This is a genomic window from Planomonospora alba (assembly GCF_039534085.1).
GTDB classification, from domain to species: Bacteria; Actinomycetota; Actinomycetes; order Streptosporangiales; family Streptosporangiaceae; genus Planomonospora_B; species Planomonospora_B alba.
The window spans coordinates 38,817-54,288 of sequence record NZ_BAAAUT010000006.1 but is presented as its reverse complement, the minus strand read 5'-3'; the positions used below and the strand labels follow the sequence as shown (position 1 = coordinate 54,288).

General features: G+C 68.6%; 12 protein-coding genes and 1 tRNA gene. All 13 read left to right on the top strand.

Going from position 1 to position 15,472, the window contains the following annotated elements:
* Window positions 1–80: 80 nt before the first annotated feature.
* The 13 genes from ABD823_RS04975 (at window position 81) to ABD823_RS04915 (ending at window position 15,407) form a co-directional block, all read left to right on the top strand.
* Window positions 81–153, top strand: a tRNA-Trp gene (locus tag ABD823_RS04975).
* A 74-nt stretch (window positions 154–227) separates the two neighbouring features.
* Window positions 228–479: a preprotein translocase subunit SecE gene (secE, locus tag ABD823_RS04970; RefSeq protein WP_344856364.1), complete on the top strand. Its 252-nt coding sequence runs from the start codon at window positions 228–230 to the stop codon at window positions 477–479.
* 81 nt (window positions 480–560) lie between these two features.
* The gene (gene nusG / locus ABD823_RS04965; RefSeq protein WP_344856362.1) at window positions 561–1,355 is read left to right on the top strand and encodes a transcription termination/antitermination protein NusG; all 795 of its coding nucleotides are present in this window, start codon (window positions 561–563) and stop codon (window positions 1,353–1,355) included.
* Between the two features lie 149 nt (window positions 1,356–1,504).
* Window positions 1,505–1,936 carry a 50S ribosomal protein L11 gene (gene rplK / locus ABD823_RS04960; protein WP_344856360.1) on the top strand — a complete coding sequence of 144 codons (432 nt, stop codon included), beginning with the start codon at window positions 1,505–1,507 and terminating at the stop codon, window positions 1,934–1,936.
* A gap of 86 nt (window positions 1,937–2,022) precedes the next feature.
* Complete coding sequence (gene rplA / locus ABD823_RS04955) at window positions 2,023–2,736, top strand: 50S ribosomal protein L1 (protein WP_344856357.1); 714 nt, start codon at window positions 2,023–2,025, stop codon at window positions 2,734–2,736.
* A 143-nt stretch (window positions 2,737–2,879) separates the two neighbouring features.
* On the top strand, window positions 2,880–3,734 hold the full coding sequence (locus tag ABD823_RS04950; protein ID WP_344856355.1) for an SCO4651 family lipoprotein: 855 nt from the start codon (window positions 2,880–2,882) through the stop codon (window positions 3,732–3,734).
* A gap of 339 nt (window positions 3,735–4,073) precedes the next feature.
* A complete protein-coding gene (gene rplJ / locus ABD823_RS04945) occupies window positions 4,074–4,598 on the top strand; it encodes a 50S ribosomal protein L10 (RefSeq protein WP_344856353.1) in 525 nt (174 codons plus the stop codon).
* 84 nt (window positions 4,599–4,682) lie between these two features.
* Window positions 4,683–5,078 carry a 50S ribosomal protein L7/L12 gene (gene rplL / locus ABD823_RS04940; RefSeq protein ID WP_344856351.1) on the top strand — a complete coding sequence of 132 codons (396 nt, stop codon included), beginning with the start codon at window positions 4,683–4,685 and terminating at the stop codon, window positions 5,076–5,078.
* Between the two features lie 218 nt (window positions 5,079–5,296).
* Window positions 5,297–6,298: an ABC transporter ATP-binding protein gene (locus tag ABD823_RS04935; protein WP_344856349.1), complete on the top strand. Its 1,002-nt coding sequence runs from the start codon at window positions 5,297–5,299 to the stop codon at window positions 6,296–6,298.
* 256 nt (window positions 6,299–6,554) lie between these two features.
* Entirely contained in the window at window positions 6,555–7,058 is a 504-nt protein-coding gene (locus tag ABD823_RS04930; RefSeq protein WP_344856347.1) for a hypothetical protein, read from the top strand.
* Window positions 7,055–7,570, top strand: a complete 516-nt coding sequence (locus tag ABD823_RS04925) for a hypothetical protein (protein ID WP_344856345.1) — start codon at window positions 7,055–7,057, stop codon at window positions 7,568–7,570. The genes ABD823_RS04930 and ABD823_RS04925 overlap by 4 nt, the downstream gene beginning before the upstream one ends.
* Window positions 7,571–8,022: 452 nt before the next feature.
* Entirely contained in the window at window positions 8,023–11,493 is a 3,471-nt protein-coding gene (gene rpoB / locus ABD823_RS04920) for a DNA-directed RNA polymerase subunit beta (protein WP_344856343.1), read from the top strand.
* Window positions 11,494–11,519: 26 nt separating this feature from the next.
* Window positions 11,520–15,407, top strand: a complete 3,888-nt coding sequence (locus ABD823_RS04915) for a DNA-directed RNA polymerase subunit beta' (RefSeq protein ID WP_344856341.1) — start codon at window positions 11,520–11,522, stop codon at window positions 15,405–15,407.
* Window positions 15,408–15,472 lie beyond the last annotated feature (65 nt).

The following is a 15,472-nucleotide window of genomic DNA, read 5'->3' as shown; positions in this document are numbered from 1 at the left end:
GCCGCACGCGTGTTCGGCGGTCAAGTCCGATGGGCCACGGACAAACTTCGGGTCAACCGAGGTATGGTGGTTCATGTCTTAGGGCACTAGCGCAATTGGTAGCGCACCGGTCTCCAAAACCGGCGGTTGGGGGTTCGAGTCCCTCGTGCCCTGCGAGAGCGGTCCGCGCATCAGGGCGTCTAGCGCGCCGCGGATATGCGTTGGATACGACGGATCAGGTGAGGACTGTGGCGATCGACACGCGCGGCGAAACCGCAGACAAGCCGAGCGGTGAGAAGAAGCCCAAGCGCACTTCTCCTGCGCTCTTCTACCGGCAGATTGTCGCTGAGCTGCGCAAGGTCATCTGGCCCACGCGCAAGGAACTCATTTCTTACACCATCATCGTCCTGGTCTTTGTTCTGATCATGGTCGGGATCGTGTCCGGGCTCGATGCTCTGTTCACCGAGGGCGTTCTGAGGATCTTCGGCGGAGCCGAGTAGCCGGCGTCCGGCGGGTGCCCCGCCGGGATCCCGTCCCTCCGCACGTCCAGTAGCCCATCGACGAAAAGAGAAAGAGCCACCGTGTCCGAGTCTTCACAGTCGGCCGGCGAGTCCCGCGAGGAGTGGGAGGGCCAGCCGGAAGAGGCCGTCGACGCCGCGGAGGAGTCGCTCGACGAGTCCGCGGAGACTCGCGACGAGACCGCGGAGGCCGACACCGGGGATGCCGGGGAAGAGGCCGAGCAGGCCCCCGCCGGTGGCGTCGACGAGGACGGTGACGTCGTTCCCGACGTCGACCCGGTCGAGGAGTTCAAGCGCCAGCTGCGCGGCCAGTACGGCGAGTGGTACGTCATCCACTCCTACGCCGGCTACGAGAACCGCGTGAAGGCCAACATCGAGACCCGCACGCAGTCCCTCAACATGGAGGACTACATCTTCCAGGTCGAGGTGCCCACGCACCACGTGACCGAGGTGAAGAGCGGCAAGCGCCAGCTGGTCAAGGAGCGCGTGCTGCCCGGCTACGTGCTCGTCCGGATGGAGCTCACCGACGAGTCCTGGTCGGCGGTGCGGAACACGCCCGGCGTGACCGGCTTCGTCGGCCTGTCGAACAAGCCGAGCCCGCTGAGCATCGACGAGGTCGCCAAGCTGCTGGCCCCCGAGCCCAGCGAGGAGACCAAGAAGACGACCGTCAAGGCCGCCGCGGCCACCGTCGACTTCGAGGTGGGCGAGTCGGTCACCGTCATGGACGGTCCCTTCGCCACGCTGCCCGCGACGGTCAGCGAGATCAGCGCCGAGTCGCAGAAGCTCAAGGTGCTGGTGTCGATCTTCGGTCGCGAGACCCCGGTCGAGCTCTCGTTCAACCAGGTCTCCAAGATCTGAGACGGTCGCGTAGACTTCATCAGTCTGCCCCGTGTTCGCGGGGATGTCCTCGAAGCCGCCGCGGCACAGGCGCGTGCCCGGTCGCGGTCGGCCCCGCCTGCGCGGGTCTCGGGGACACCATGTGAGAAGAGAAGGACCCGGAGAGAATCATGCCTCCCAAGAAGAAGATCGCGGCCTTGGTGAAGGTTCAGCTTCCCGCTGGCCAGGCCACGCCCGCCCCGCCGGTCGGTACCGCCCTCGGTCCGCACGGTGTCAACATCATGGACTTCGTCAAGCAGTACAACGCTGCGACCGAGGCCCAGCGCGGGAACATCATCCCCGTCGAGATCACCATCTTCGAGGACCGCAGCTTCACCTTCATCACGAAGACGCCGCCGGCGCCTGAGCTGATCAAGAAGGCCGCCGGTGTGGCGAAGGGCTCGGCCGTCCCGCAGAAGGACAAGGTCGGCAAGCTGACCAGGGAGCAGCTGCGCCAGATCGCCGAGACCAAGATGAAGGACCTCAACGCCAACGACATCGAGGCGGCGGAGAAGATCATCGCCGGCACCGCCCGGTCGATGGGCATCACGATCGCCGACTAGGCGTCGACCACCACAGACTCGAACCGCGAGTGGGAGGGCCAGGCGCTGGCCCGCACCACGGACACTCGATCCACAGGAGTGAGCAAGTGAAGCGCAGCAAGGGCCACCGCAACGCAGCGGCCAAGGTCGACCGCGAGAACCTCTACAGCCCGGTCGAGGCGGCCAGGCTGGCCAAGGAGACCAACGTCGCCAAGTTCGACGCGACCGTCGAGGTCGCCCTGCGGCTGGGCGTCGACCCCCGCAAGGCCGACCAGATGGTGCGCGGCACCGTCAACCTCCCGCATGGCACCGGCAAGACCGCCCGGGTCCTGGTCTTCGCGACCGGTGACCGTGCCGAGGAGGCCCGCGCCGCGGGTGCCGACATCGTCGGCGCCGACGAGCTGATCGACGAGGTCGCCAAGGGCCGCCTCGACTTCGACGCGGTCGTCGCCACCCCGGACCTCATGGGCAAGGTCGGCCGCCTGGGCCGCGTCCTCGGCCCGCGTGGTCTGATGCCGAACCCCAAGACCGGCACCGTCACCCCGGCCGTCGGCAAGGCCGTCACCGACATCAAGGGCGGCAAGATCGAGTTCCGTGTCGACCGGCACGCGAACCTGCACTTCATCATCGGCAAGGTGTCGTTCGGTGAGCGTCAGCTCGTCGAGAACTACGCCGCCGCCCTCGACGAGGTGCTGCGTCTCAAGCCGTCGGCCGCCAAGGGCCGCTACCTGAAGAAGGTCACCTTCTCCACGTCCATGGGCCCCGGCATCCCGGTCGACCCGAACGTGACGCGGGCGATGACCGCCGAGCTCGACGCCTGATCCGTCAGACGTACGCCGTAGAAGGACCTCAGCCGAATGGCCATTCGGCTGAGGTCCTTTCTCGTTCTCCCGGACGAAGCGCCCCTCCCTCCCCGGACATAGGCTCGTTGCAGGTTCCGGGGAAACGAAGGAGTGTGAGACGGATGCGCCGATTGGCTCCCGCGCTGGCGCTGGGAACGGCCGCGCTGATCGGGGTGGCGGGGTGTGCCGCGGGACAGGGCACCGCCTCCCTCGGGAACGTGAGACTCGCCGCGGCCGAGGCGGTGCAGGCGAGCGCCCAGAAGGCCGAGGAGGTCACCTCCTACACCGCCGACCTGGTGTTCGACGCCACCGGCGGGCAGGAGAGGTCCGGCAAGATCCAGGGCAGGATGGTCTACCAGAGCAAGCCGCAGCTGGCGACCGACATCACGCTGGACGTGATCTCCTTCGGCGGGCAGAACGTGCCCGGCGGGGCGCGGGTGATCCTGCTCGGCGACACGGTCTACGCGAAGTCGGAGCTGCTGAGCAGGTTCACCGGCACGGGCAAGCCGTGGACCAAGGTGTCGACCGCCGACCTGGAGGCCGGGGAGCGGGCGGGGGCCGAGGAGGCCCTCGCGCAGGCCCGGCAGTTCGACCTGCCCGGCACCGTCAAGCTGCTGACCGCCTCCAAGGACGTCAAGGCGGTCGGCACGGAGACGGTCGGCGGGGTGGAGACCACCCACTACAGCGGGACCTTCCCGGTGGCGGAGGCCGTGCAGGCGCTCGCCCCGCAGGAGCGCGAGCGGCTCCAGAAGGACCTCTCGCAGGCGAAGAACGTGAAGTTCGACCTGTGGGCCGACGCGCAGAACCTGCCCCGCAAGGTGACGCTCAGCGGCTCGGAGGACGGCGCCTCCTTCACCATGGCGGCGCACCTGACGGGGTTCAACGAGCCCGTCACGATCACGGCCCCGCCCGCCGACCAGGTGGGCGGGCTGCCCGAGGGCGCCGGCGCGCCGCCGGCGGGCACCGGGCGCGACTGAGCCCGGATGCGGCCCGCGCCCCGGGACTGTCCGGCCGGGGCGCGGGCCGCATCCGTTCCCCGCTCCCCGCGGGATCCGGACACGACGCGCTCCCACCATGCCGGGTGTCTCGATTTGGCATGTGTTCACCATGGAGCGTAAGCTGTCGACGCCGAAGACCGCCGGTCGTCGCCTGGCCTCATGGCCTGGCGGCCCAAGGATCCACGACTGTGGACGGCCCGCGTAGGTGTGATGTGAGTTTTCATCTGGATTGACTTCCTTATGTGAGCCCCGTGCGCCTATGCCGGGGCTTGTTCGCGTCTTGGGGCCTTTGCCGGCGGCACATCTGGAAGGAGGCCCATGGCGAAGGCGGAAAAGGCGACGGCTGTAGCCGAGCTGAAGAGCAGCTTCGAAGGCTCCAGCGCTGCCGTTCTGACCGAGTACCGCGGTCTCACCGTCGCCCAGCTCAAGGAGCTGCGCGTCTCTCTCGGTGAGAATGCGAAGTTCGCCGTGGTGAAGAACACGCTGACCAAGATCGCGGCCAACCAGGCCGGGATCAACCAGCTCGACGACCTGCTCGCGGGCCCGTCGGCGATCGCGTTCGTCAACGGCGACGTGGTCGAGGCTGCGAAGAGTCTGCGTGACTTCGCCAAGGCCAATCCCCTCCTGGTCATCAAGGGCGGCGTCGTCGACGGTAAGGCGATGACCCCGGCCGAGATCACCAAGCTTGCCGACCTGGAGTCGCGTGAGGTCCTCCTCGCGAAGCTGGCCGGTGCTCTGAAGGCGAAGCAGTCTCAGGCCGCCGCCGTCTTCAACGCGCTGCCCACCAACATGGCTCAGCTGGCCGAGGCTCTGCGCGCCAAGCGCGCCGAGGCGGGCGAGTAGGTCCGCGCGAGCGGTCGCAGGGGATTAGCGCATACGTACCGCGGTCCCAGTTCTTTAGTTAGTCAGATCCATACGGAGGAAATCATGGCGAAGCTCAGCACCGACGAGCTGCTCGACGCTTTCAAGGAGATGACCCTCCTTGAGCTGTCCGAGTTCGTGAAGGTCTTCGAGGAGACCTTCGACGTCAAGGCCGCCGCCCCGGTCGCCGTCGCCGCCGCCCCGGCCGCCGCCGGTGGTGCCGCCGGCGCCGAGGAGGCCGAGGAGCAGGACGAGTTCGACGTCATCCTCGAGTCCGCCGGTGACAAGAAGATCCAGGTCATCAAGGAGATCCGCGCCCTGACGAGCCTGGGCCTCAAGGAGGCCAAGGACCTGGTCGACGGCGCTCCGAAGCCGGTCTTCGACGGCAAGGTCAACAAGGAGCAGGCGGAGAAGGCCAAGGCCGCCCTCGAGGGTGCCGGCGCCACCGTCACCGTCAAGTAATCTCGGCTCCACCGCGGAAGAGCGGGTCCACCAGGTGCCGGTGGACCCGCTCTTCTCGTGTTCTCCGGAGGTGCGGCGGCGACCGGCGCACCGCGCCTCCTTGTTGTTGGACTGATGGTCTGATAACCATGCCGTAACGGTCGGTGGACCGGCGGGGGCCGCCCGGCCGGTCGGGGGGTCCGTCGCCGCGGGCGAACCGGTCTTGTGGAGGACGGCACGTGGGCGTGGAAGTCGTGGTCGAGGGCCTGACGAAGTCGTTCGGCAGGCAGGTGATCTGGGAGGACGTCACGCTGACGCTCCCGGCCGGTGAGATCTCGGTGCTGCTCGGCCCGTCCGGGACCGGCAAGTCCGTCTTCCTGAAGACCCTCGTCGGCCTGCTGCGGCCCGACCGCGGCCACATCTGGATCGACGGCCGCGACCTGGCCGACTGCAGCGAGGGCACGCTGTACGAGCTCCGCCGGTTGTTCGGCGTGCTCTTCCAGGACGGGGCGCTGTTCGGCTCGCTCAACCTCTACGACAACATCGCCTTCCCGCTGCGCGAGCACACCAGGAAGAGCGAGACCGAGATCCGCCGGATCGTGATGGAGAAGATGGAGCTCGTCGGGCTGGTCGGCGCGGAGGGCAAGCTCCCCGGGGAGATCTCCGGCGGGATGCGCAAGCGCGCGGGCCTGGCCCGGGCCCTGGTCCTCGACCCCGAGATCATCCTGTTCGACGAGCCCGACTCCGGCCTGGACCCGGTCCGCACGGCCTACCTGAACCAGCTCATCGTGGACCTCAACGCGGAGACCGAGGCGACCTTCCTCATCGTCACGCACGACATCAACACCGCCCGGACGGTCCCCGACAGCATCGGCCTGCTGTTCCGGCGGGAGCTGGTCATGTTCGGGCCGCGCGAGATGCTGCTGTCCAGCGACGAGCCGGTGGTGCGGCAGTTCCTCAACGCCCGCCGGCACGGCCCGATCGGCATGTCGGAGGAGAAGGACGTCTCCGAGTTGGAGGCCGAGGCGCAGATGGGGCACGACCCGGGCGGGCTGCCGCCGATCCCGCCCCAGCTCATGCCGAGCGGGAACCGCCTGCGGCGGACGCAGCGCCCGCCGGGCGCGTGGCTGGCGGCCAACGGCGTCATCCCGCCGCCGAACTCGTTCGTGGACGAGCGGGGCCGCGACTGGCGGGAGGAGTACCCCCGGTTGATCGCCGCCCACGTCGACGGCGTGAGGTGAGGCCGTCCGAGGCGGGAGCGGCGCCCGCCGTACCCGGCCCGCGCGCCGGGCGCGCGACGGGACCCCTGCGGCGCGCGACGGGATCCCCGCGGCGACGGTGCGCGGGCGAGGTCCCGGAAGGCGCCGATGAGGGGCCGTCCGCCGGGTTATGATCCGGCGACCGGGGCCCTTTTCCCGGTCCGTACGGCGGGCCCGCCCGCACGGGCGGCCGGCGGGGCCGCGGTCCACCGTCCGGCCGCGCGACGGGAGACGACGCATGGCAGTGGAGGCGCCCCCCCGCTGGATGAGGATCGCCGTGCCCGTGCTCGGGCTGCTGATCGTGCTGCTGCTCGCCGCGGCCTTCTGGACCGGCGGACGGCTCCGCGACGCCCAGGCGGCGGCGGACGACCGCGAGGCGGCGCTGCGGGCCGCCGGGACGCACGCCGTCAACCTGCTCTCGGTCGGCCACCGGACCGTCGACGCCGACATCAGGCGGATCCTGGACACCTCCACCGGGCAGGCCAGGGCCGAGTACTCCAGGAACGCCTCGGCGCTGAAGGAGACCACGACCAGGGACAAGGTCGTCCAGACGGGGGCGCTGCGCGCCGTGGGGCTGGTCTCGCTGGAGGGCGGCACGGCCCGGGTGATGGTGGTCGGGGACGCGGTGATCGAGTGGGACGGCGGGGGGAACGCGCCGCAGGAGCGGTTCTACCGGTGGACCATGGAGGTCACCAGGACCGGCGGGAGGTGGCTGGTGTCGAAGGCGGAGATGGTCCCGTGAGGTGGGTCTTCCTGCTGGTGGCCGGGGCCCTGGCGGCGGTGGCGCTGGCCCTGGCGGTGGCGGTGGGCGTCATGCTCGCCGACCTGGGGCGGCTGCGCGCGGACGAGGAGGCGGGCAGGCAGGCCCTGGCGGCGGCGCGGTCCGTGGCCCCGGACATGCTGTCGTACGACTATCGTACGATCGAGCAGGATCTCGCGAGGGCCGCGGGATACGCCACCGGAGAGCTCACGGAGCACTACAGGAGGCTCTCCGCCACCCTTGCCCCGTCGGCCAGGCGGCAGCGGACGGTGCAGTCCGCGACGGTCGCGGGCGCGGCGGTGGAGTCCGCCGGGCCGGACCGGGCGGAGGTGCTGTTGTTCGTGAACATGAGCACGTCCAGGACCCCGTCCGGCGAGGAGGCGCCCCGGCGGCGGGTCAGCCAGAACCGCGCCCGGTTCGTGATGGTGAAGCAGGACGGCCGCTGGCTGGTCGCGGGGCTGTCCACGCTGCTCGGGGATCCGCCGCCGCTGTGATCTCCCCGGTCGGGCACGGCGCGTTAGCTAATTGTTAGCAAATCCTGTGTTTGAGAAGCGTGAGCCCGCGGGTACATGGACCACGGCAGTGTCGATCGTCGGTCGGATATCGGCCGGCATTGGAGCCGCGGGGCCTCGGGGCGTTAGCCTCTCCGGGGCGCGGGCATCGTCTGGAGGCGGCGGTGCGCGCGACCGGACGAGGGGAGAAGTCCCAGCGTCCCGGCCGTTTTCCGGCTGAAATGTCGGCCCTTGGGCTTGACGGATCGGCTCCGACGGGCGATGCTGCGACCAACGTGGAGCGTGCAGCGAGAGTGAAGTGGACAGGTGTATGCCGTTCGGCTACACTGCCCCTTTGCGCTGCCCTTTGACGACCCGCTTCTTTTGGTGCTCCGATGCATGGTCGTCTGGCGTGCGTGTAGTCAGTCCGCCGCGAGCCCTCGGAAGGACATCTGTTGGCAGCCTCGCGCAACGCCTCCGCCGTACCCGCCGGTCCCCGTCGTGTGTCTTTCGCACGGATCCAGGAGCCGCTCGAAGTTCCTGACCTTCTCGCTCTGCAGACCGAGTCCTTCGACTGGCTGCTCGGCAACGAGAAGTGGAAGGCCCGGGTCGAGGCGGCTCGCCAGGCCGGGCGCAAGGACGTTCCGGCCCAGTCGGGTCTCGAAGAGATCTTCGAGGAGATCAGTCCCATCGAGGACTTCTCCGGAACCATGTCCCTGTCGTTCCGGGACCACCGGTTCGAGCCGCCGAAGTACTCAGTCGATGAGTGCAAAGACAAGGACATGACCTACTCCGCCCCGATGTTCGTCACGGCGGAGTTCATCAATAACACCACTGGTGAGATCAAGAGCCAGACCGTGTTCATGGGCGACTTCCCGCTCATGACCGGCAAGGGCACCTTCATCATCAACGGCACCGAGCGTGTCGTGGTCTCCCAGCTGGTCCGGTCCCCGGGCGTCTACTTCGATCGCAGCATCGACAAGACCTCCGACAAGGACCTGTACGGCTGCAAGGTGATCCCCTCCCGGGGCGCCTGGCTCGAGTTCGAGATCGACAAGCGCGACAGCGTCGGCGTCCGCATCGACCGCAAGCGCAAGCAGGCCGTCACGGTCCTGCTGAAGGCTCTCGGCTGGACGAACGAGCAGATCCTGGAGCGTTTCGGTCAGTACGAGTCGATGCGGGCCACCCTGGAGAAGGACCACACGGCCGGCCAGGACGACGCCCTGCTCGACATCTACCGCAAGCTGCGTCCGGGTGAGCCGCCGACCAGGGAGTCGGCGCAGACCCTGCTGGAGAACCTCTACTTCAACCCCAAGCGCTACGACCTCGCCAAGGTCGGCCGCTACAAGATCAACAAGAAGCTCGGCGTCGACGCCGAGATCACGCAGGGGACGCTGACCGAAGAGGACATCGTCGCCACCATCGAATACCTCGTGAAGCTGCACGCGGGCGAGACCTCGATGACCGGCGCCGGAGACCGGGAGATCGTCGTCGAGACCGACGACATCGACCACTTCGGCAACCGCCGCCTGCGCACGGTCGGCGAGCTCATCCAGAACCAGGTCCGCCTGGGCCTGGCCCGCATGGAGCGCGTCGTCCGCGAGCGGATGACCACTCAGGACGTCGAGGCGATCACGCCGCAGACCCTGATCAACATCCGCCCGGTCGTGGCGTCGATCAAGGAGTTCTTCGGCACCTCCCAGCTGTCGCAGTTCATGGACCAGACCAACCCCCTGGCCGGGCTGACGCACAAGCGCCGCCTGTCCGCGCTGGGCCCCGGTGGTCTGTCCCGCGAGCGCGCGGGCTTCGAGGTCCGCGACGTGCACCCCTCGCACTACGGCCGCATGTGCCCGATCGAGACGCCGGAAGGACCGAACATCGGTCTGATCGGCTCGCTGGCCTCCTTCGGCCGGGTCAACTCCTTCGGCTTCGTGGAGACGCCGTACCGGAAGGTCGTCGACGGCCGGGTCACCGACCAGGTCGAGTACCTCACCGCCGACGAGGAGGACCGGTACGTCATCGCGCAGGCGAACACGCCGATCAGCTCCGACGGCACCTTCCTCGCCGACCGCGTGCTCGTCCGCCGCAAGGGCGGCGAGTTCGAGTCCGTGCGGGCCAACGAGGTCGACTACATGGACGTCTCGGCGCGCCAGATGGTGTCCGTCGCGACCGCCATGATCCCGTTCCTCGAGCACGACGACGCCAACCGTGCGCTCATGGGCTCCAACATGCAGCGCCAGTCGGTGCCGCTGCTCAAGAGCGAGGCGCCGCTGGTCGGCACCGGCATGGAGTACCGCGCCGCCACCGACGCCGGCGACGTCATCACGGCCGAGAAGGCCGGCGTGGTGGAGGAGGTCTCGGCCGACTACATCACCGTGATGAACGACGACGGCACCCGGACCACCTACCGGGTCGCCAAGTTCAAGCGCTCCAACCAGGGCACCTGCTTCAACCAGAAGCCGATCGTCGCCGAGGGCGACCGGATCGAGGCGGGCCAGGTCATCGCCGACGGTCCCTGCACCGACAACGGCGAGATGGCGCTCGGCAAGAACCTCCTCGTGGCGTTCATGCCGTGGGAGGGCCACAACTACGAGGACGCCATCATCCTGTCCCAGCGCCTGGTGCAGGACGACGTCCTCTCCTCGATCCACATCGAGGAGCACGAGGTCGACGCCCGCGACACCAAGCTGGGCCCGGAGGAGATCACCCGGGACATCCCGAACGTCTCCGAGGAGGTCCTGGCCGACCTCGACGAGCGCGGCATCATCCGCATCGGCGCCGAGGTCGTCCCCGGCGACATCCTCGTCGGCAAGGTCACCCCCAAGGGCGAGACCGAGCTGACCCCGGAGGAGCGGCTGCTGCGCGCGATCTTCGGTGAGAAGGCCCGCGAGGTCCGCGACACCTCCCTGAAGGTGCCCCACGGTGAGCAGGGCAAGGTCATCGGTGTCCGCGTGTTCAGCCGCGAGGAGGGCGACGAGCTTCCCCCGGGCGTGAACGAGCTGGTCCGCGTCTACGTGGCCCAGAAGCGCAAGATCACCGATGGTGACAAGCTCGCCGGCCGCCACGGCAACAAGGGTGTCATCTCCAAGATCCTGCCGGTCGAGGACATGCCGTTCCTGGAGGACGGCACCCCGGTCGACATCATCCTCAACCCGCTGGGCGTGCCCGGCCGGATGAACGTCGGCCAGGTGCTGGAGACACACCTCGGGTGGATCGCCGCCAGAGGATGGGACATCTCCGGCATCGAGGAGGCGTGGGCGGAGCGGCTGCGCGACAAGGGCTTCGGCCAGGTCGAGCCGCGCACCAACGTCGCCACCCCGGTGTTCGACGGCGCCAGCGAGGAGGAGATCGTCGGTCTCCTCGACAACACCCTGGTCACCAGGGACGGCCAGCGGATGGTCGGGCCGAACGGCAAGGCCCAGCTCTTCGACGGCCGGTCCGGCGAGCCGTTCCCGCACCCGATCTCGGTCGGCTACATCTACATCCTGAAGCTGCTCCACCTGGTCGACGACAAGATCCACGCGCGGTCGACCGGCCCCTACTCCATGATCACGCAGCAGCCGCTGGGCGGTAAGGCCCAGTTCGGCGGCCAGCGCTTCGGTGAGATGGAGGTGTGGGCGCTGGAGGCGTACGGCGCCGCCTACGCCCTTCAGGAGCTGCTGACGATCAAGTCCGACGACGTCCTCGGCCGCGTGAAGGTGTACGAGGCCATCGTCAAGGGCGAGAACATCCCCGAGCCGGGCATCCCCGAGTCGTTCAAGGTCCTCATCAAGGAGATGCAGTCGCTGTGCCTCAACGTCGAGGTGCTCTCCAGCGACGGCATGTCCATCGAGATGCGGGACACCGACGAGGACGTCTTCCGCGCGGCGGAGGAGCTCGGCATCGACCTGTCCCGGCGCGAGCCGAGCAGTGTCGAAGAGGTCTGATCTAGAAGCTGAGGAGGGGAACACAAGTGCTGGACGTCAACTTCTTCGACGAGCTTCGGATCGGCCTCGCGACGGCTGACGATATCCGCCAGTGGTCGCACGGCGAGGTCAAGAAGCCCGAGACGATCAACTACCGGACCCTCAAGCCGGAGAAGGACGGGCTCTTCTGCGAGAAGATCTTCGGTCCGACCCGGGACTGGGAGTGCTACTGCGGCAAGTACAAGCGCGTCCGCTTCAAGGGCATCATCTGTGAGCGCTGCGGCGTCGAGGTGACCCGTGCCAAGGTGCGCCGTGAGCGGATGGGCCACATCGAGCTGGCCGCGCCCGTCACGCACATCTGGTACTTCAAGGGCGTGCCGTCCCGTCTGGGATACCTGCTCGACCTGGCCCCGAAGGACCTGGAGAAGGTCATCTACTTCGCGGCCTACATGATCACGCATGTCGACAAGGAACTGCGTGAGCGCGACCTGCCGTCGCTCGAGGCGAAGATCTCCGTCGAGCGCCAGCACATCGAGCAGCGCCGGGACGCCGACATCGAGGCCCGGCAGAAGAAGCTCGAGGCCGACCTGGCCGAGCTGGAGGCCGCCGGCGCCAAGGGCGACCAGCGCCGCAAGGTGCGCGAGGGCGCCGAGCGCGAGATGCGCCAGCTCCGCGACCGGGCCCAGCGCGAGCTGGACCGGCTCGAGGAGGTCTGGAGCCGCTTCAAGAACCTCAAGGTCCAGGACCTCGAGGGCGACGAGCTGCTCTACCGCGAGATGCGCGACCGCTTCGGCCGCTACTTCCGCGGCGGCATGGGCGCCCAGGCGATCCAGGAGCGCCTGTCCAACTTCGACCTCGAGGCCGAGGCGGAGAACCTGCGGGAGACGATCCGCAGCGGCAAGGGCCAGAAGAAGGCCCGCGCGCTCAAGCGGCTCAAGGTCGTGTCCGCGTTCCTCAACACGAGGAACTCGCCCAACGGCATGGTCCTCGACTGCATCCCGGTCATCCCGCCGGACCTGCGCCCGATGGTGCAGCTCGACGGCGGCCGGTTCGCGACCTCGGACCTGAACGACCTGTACCGCCGGGTGATCAACCGGAACAACCGCCTCAAGCGTCTGCTCGACCTCGGCGCCCCCGAGATCATCGTGAACAACGAGAAGCGGATGCTCCAGGAGGCCGTCGACGCGCTGTTCGACAACGGCCGCCGCGGCCGCCCGGTCACGGGCCCCGGCAACCGCCCGCTGAAGTCCCTCAGCGACATGCTGAAGGGCAAGCAGGGCCGGTTCCGCCAGAACCTCCTGGGCAAGCGCGTCGACTACTCCGGCCGTTCGGTCATCGTCGTCGGCCCGCAGCTGAAGCTGCACCAGTGCGGTCTGCCCAAGCAGATGGCGCTGGAGCTGTTCAAGCCGTTCGTGATGAAGCGCCTGGTCGACCTGAACCACGCGCAGAACATCAAGTCGGCCAAGCGCATGGTCGAGCGCGCCCGCCCGGTCGTGTGGGACGTCCTCGAAGAGGTCATCACCGAGCACCCGGTGCTGCTCAACCGCGCGCCCACCCTGCACCGCCTGGGCATCCAGGCCTTCGAGCCGCAGCTGGTCGAGGGCAAGGCCATCCAGATCCACCCGCTCGTCTGCACCGCGTTCAACGCGGACTTCGACGGTGACCAGATGGCCGTGCACCTGCCGCTGTCGGCCGAGGCGCAGGCCGAGGCCCGCATCCTGATGCTGTCGACCAACAACATCCTCAAGCCGGCCGACGGCAAGCCGGTGACGATGCCCACCCAGGACATGGTCATCGGTCTGTACTCGCTGACCACGGCCAAGGAGGACGACGAGGGCGCGCTGGGCGCGGGCCGGGTGTTCGGCTCGGTCTCCGAGGCGCTCATGGCCTTCGACCGGCGCGAGCTGGACATCCAGGCCAAGATCCAGGTCAGGATGAAGGGCGACGTCCCGCCGCCCCGCGAGTGGGCGGCCCCCGAGGGCTGGGAGCCGGGCGAACCCTACCGCCTGGAGACCACGCTGGGCCGGTGCCTGTTCAACCAGACGCTCCCGGCGAACTACCCCTTCGTCAACTTCCAGGTCGGCAAGAAGCAGCTGTCGGCCATCGTCAACGAGCTGGCGGAGACCTACCCGAAGGTCGAGGTCGCGGCCGCGCTGGACGCGCTCAAGGACGCGGGCTTCTACTGGGCCACCCGGGCCGGGGTGACGATCTCGATCGAGGACGTCGTCGCGCCGCCGAACAAGGCCGAGATCATGGAGTCGTACGAGCGCCGGGCCGACAAGGTCCAGCGGGAGTACGAGCGCGGTCTCATCACGGACGAGGAGCGCCGTCAGGAGCTCATCGAGATCTGGACGCACGCGACCAGTGACGTGACCGAGGACATGCAGAAGGCGTTCCCGAAGAACAACCCGGTCTGGATGATGGTCCAGTCGGGCGCCCGAGGAAACCTGATGCAGGTCCGCCAGATCGCCGGCATCCGCGGTCTGGTCTCCAACACCAAGGGTGAGACGATCCCGCGGCCGATCAAGGCCTCGTTCCGCGAGGGCCTGTCGGTGCTGGAGTACTTCATCTCCACCCACGGACAGCGGAAGGGTCTGGCCGACACCGCGCTGCGGACCGCCGACTCGGGTTACCTGACCCGTCGTCTGGTGGACGTCGCGCAGGACGTCATCATCCGCGAGATCGACTGCGGCACGGACCGCGCGGTCCCGCTGCACGTCGGCGAGCGCGACGCCCAGGGCAACCTGGTCAAGGCGGAGAACGCCGAGAGCAACGTGCACGGCCGCATCCTGGCCGAGGACGTCGTGGTGGACGGCAAGGTCATCGCGGCCGCCGGCATCGACATCAACGACAACCACGTGACCGCGCTGGTCGAAGCCGGGGTGGAGACGGTCCGCACCCGCAGCGCCCTGGTCTGCGAGGCCAAGATCGGTGTCTGCGCCATGTGCTACGGCCGTTCGCTCGCGACCGGCAAGCTCGTGGACGTCGGCGAGGCGGTCGGCATCATCGCCGCCCAGTCGATCGGTGAGCCCGGTACCCAGCTGACGATGCGCACCTTCCACACCGGTGGTGTGGCGGGTGCCGACATCACCCACGGTCTGCCCCGTGTCCAGGAGCTCTTCGAGGCGCGCATCCCCAAGGGCGTCGCCCCGATCAGCGAGGCCGAGGGCCGGGTCCGCATCGACGAGACCGACAAGACCCGGAAGATCGTGATCGTGCCGGACGACGGTTCCGACGAGATCGCGTACCCGGTGTCGATGCGCTCGCGCCTGCTGGTCTCCGAGGGGGAGCGGGTGAAGGTCGGCCAGCAGCTGGTCGCCGGTGCCGTCAACCCCAACGAGGTGCTGCGCATCCTCGGCCCGCGGGCCGTGCAGCTGCACCTGGTGGCCGAGGTCCAGCAGGTCTACCGGTCGCAGGGTGTGTCGATCCACGACAAGCACATCGAGATCATCGTCCGGCAGATGCTCAAGCGCGTGAACGTGCTCGAGTCCGGTGACACCGACATGCTGCCCGGCGAGCTCGTGGAGCGGCCGCGCTTCGAGCGGCTGAACCGCGAGTGCGTGGCGGAGAGCGGCACGCCGGCCTCCGGCCGTCCGGTCCTCATGGGCATCACCAAGGCCTCGCTCGCCACCGAGTCCTGGCTGTCCGCGGCGTCCTTCCAGGAGACGACCCGAGTGCTCACCGACGCGGCGATCCACGCCAAGTCGGACTCGCTGCTCGGCCTGAAGGAGAACGTCATCATCGGAAAGCTCATCCCGGCCGGTACCGGCATGCCGCAGTACCGCAACATCCGGGTCGAGCCCACCGAGGAGGCCAAGGCCGCGATGTACACGGTCGGCGGCTACGACGGCTCGGCGGCGGACTACACCTTCGGCTCGGGCTCCGGGGAGGCCGTGCCGCTGGAGGAGTACGACTTCGGTCAGTACAACCGCTGACGGCGGCGCCCCTGCCGGTGCGTTCGACACGGGGCGCGGGGGCCCCGAGGGGGCCCGGCGCCGGG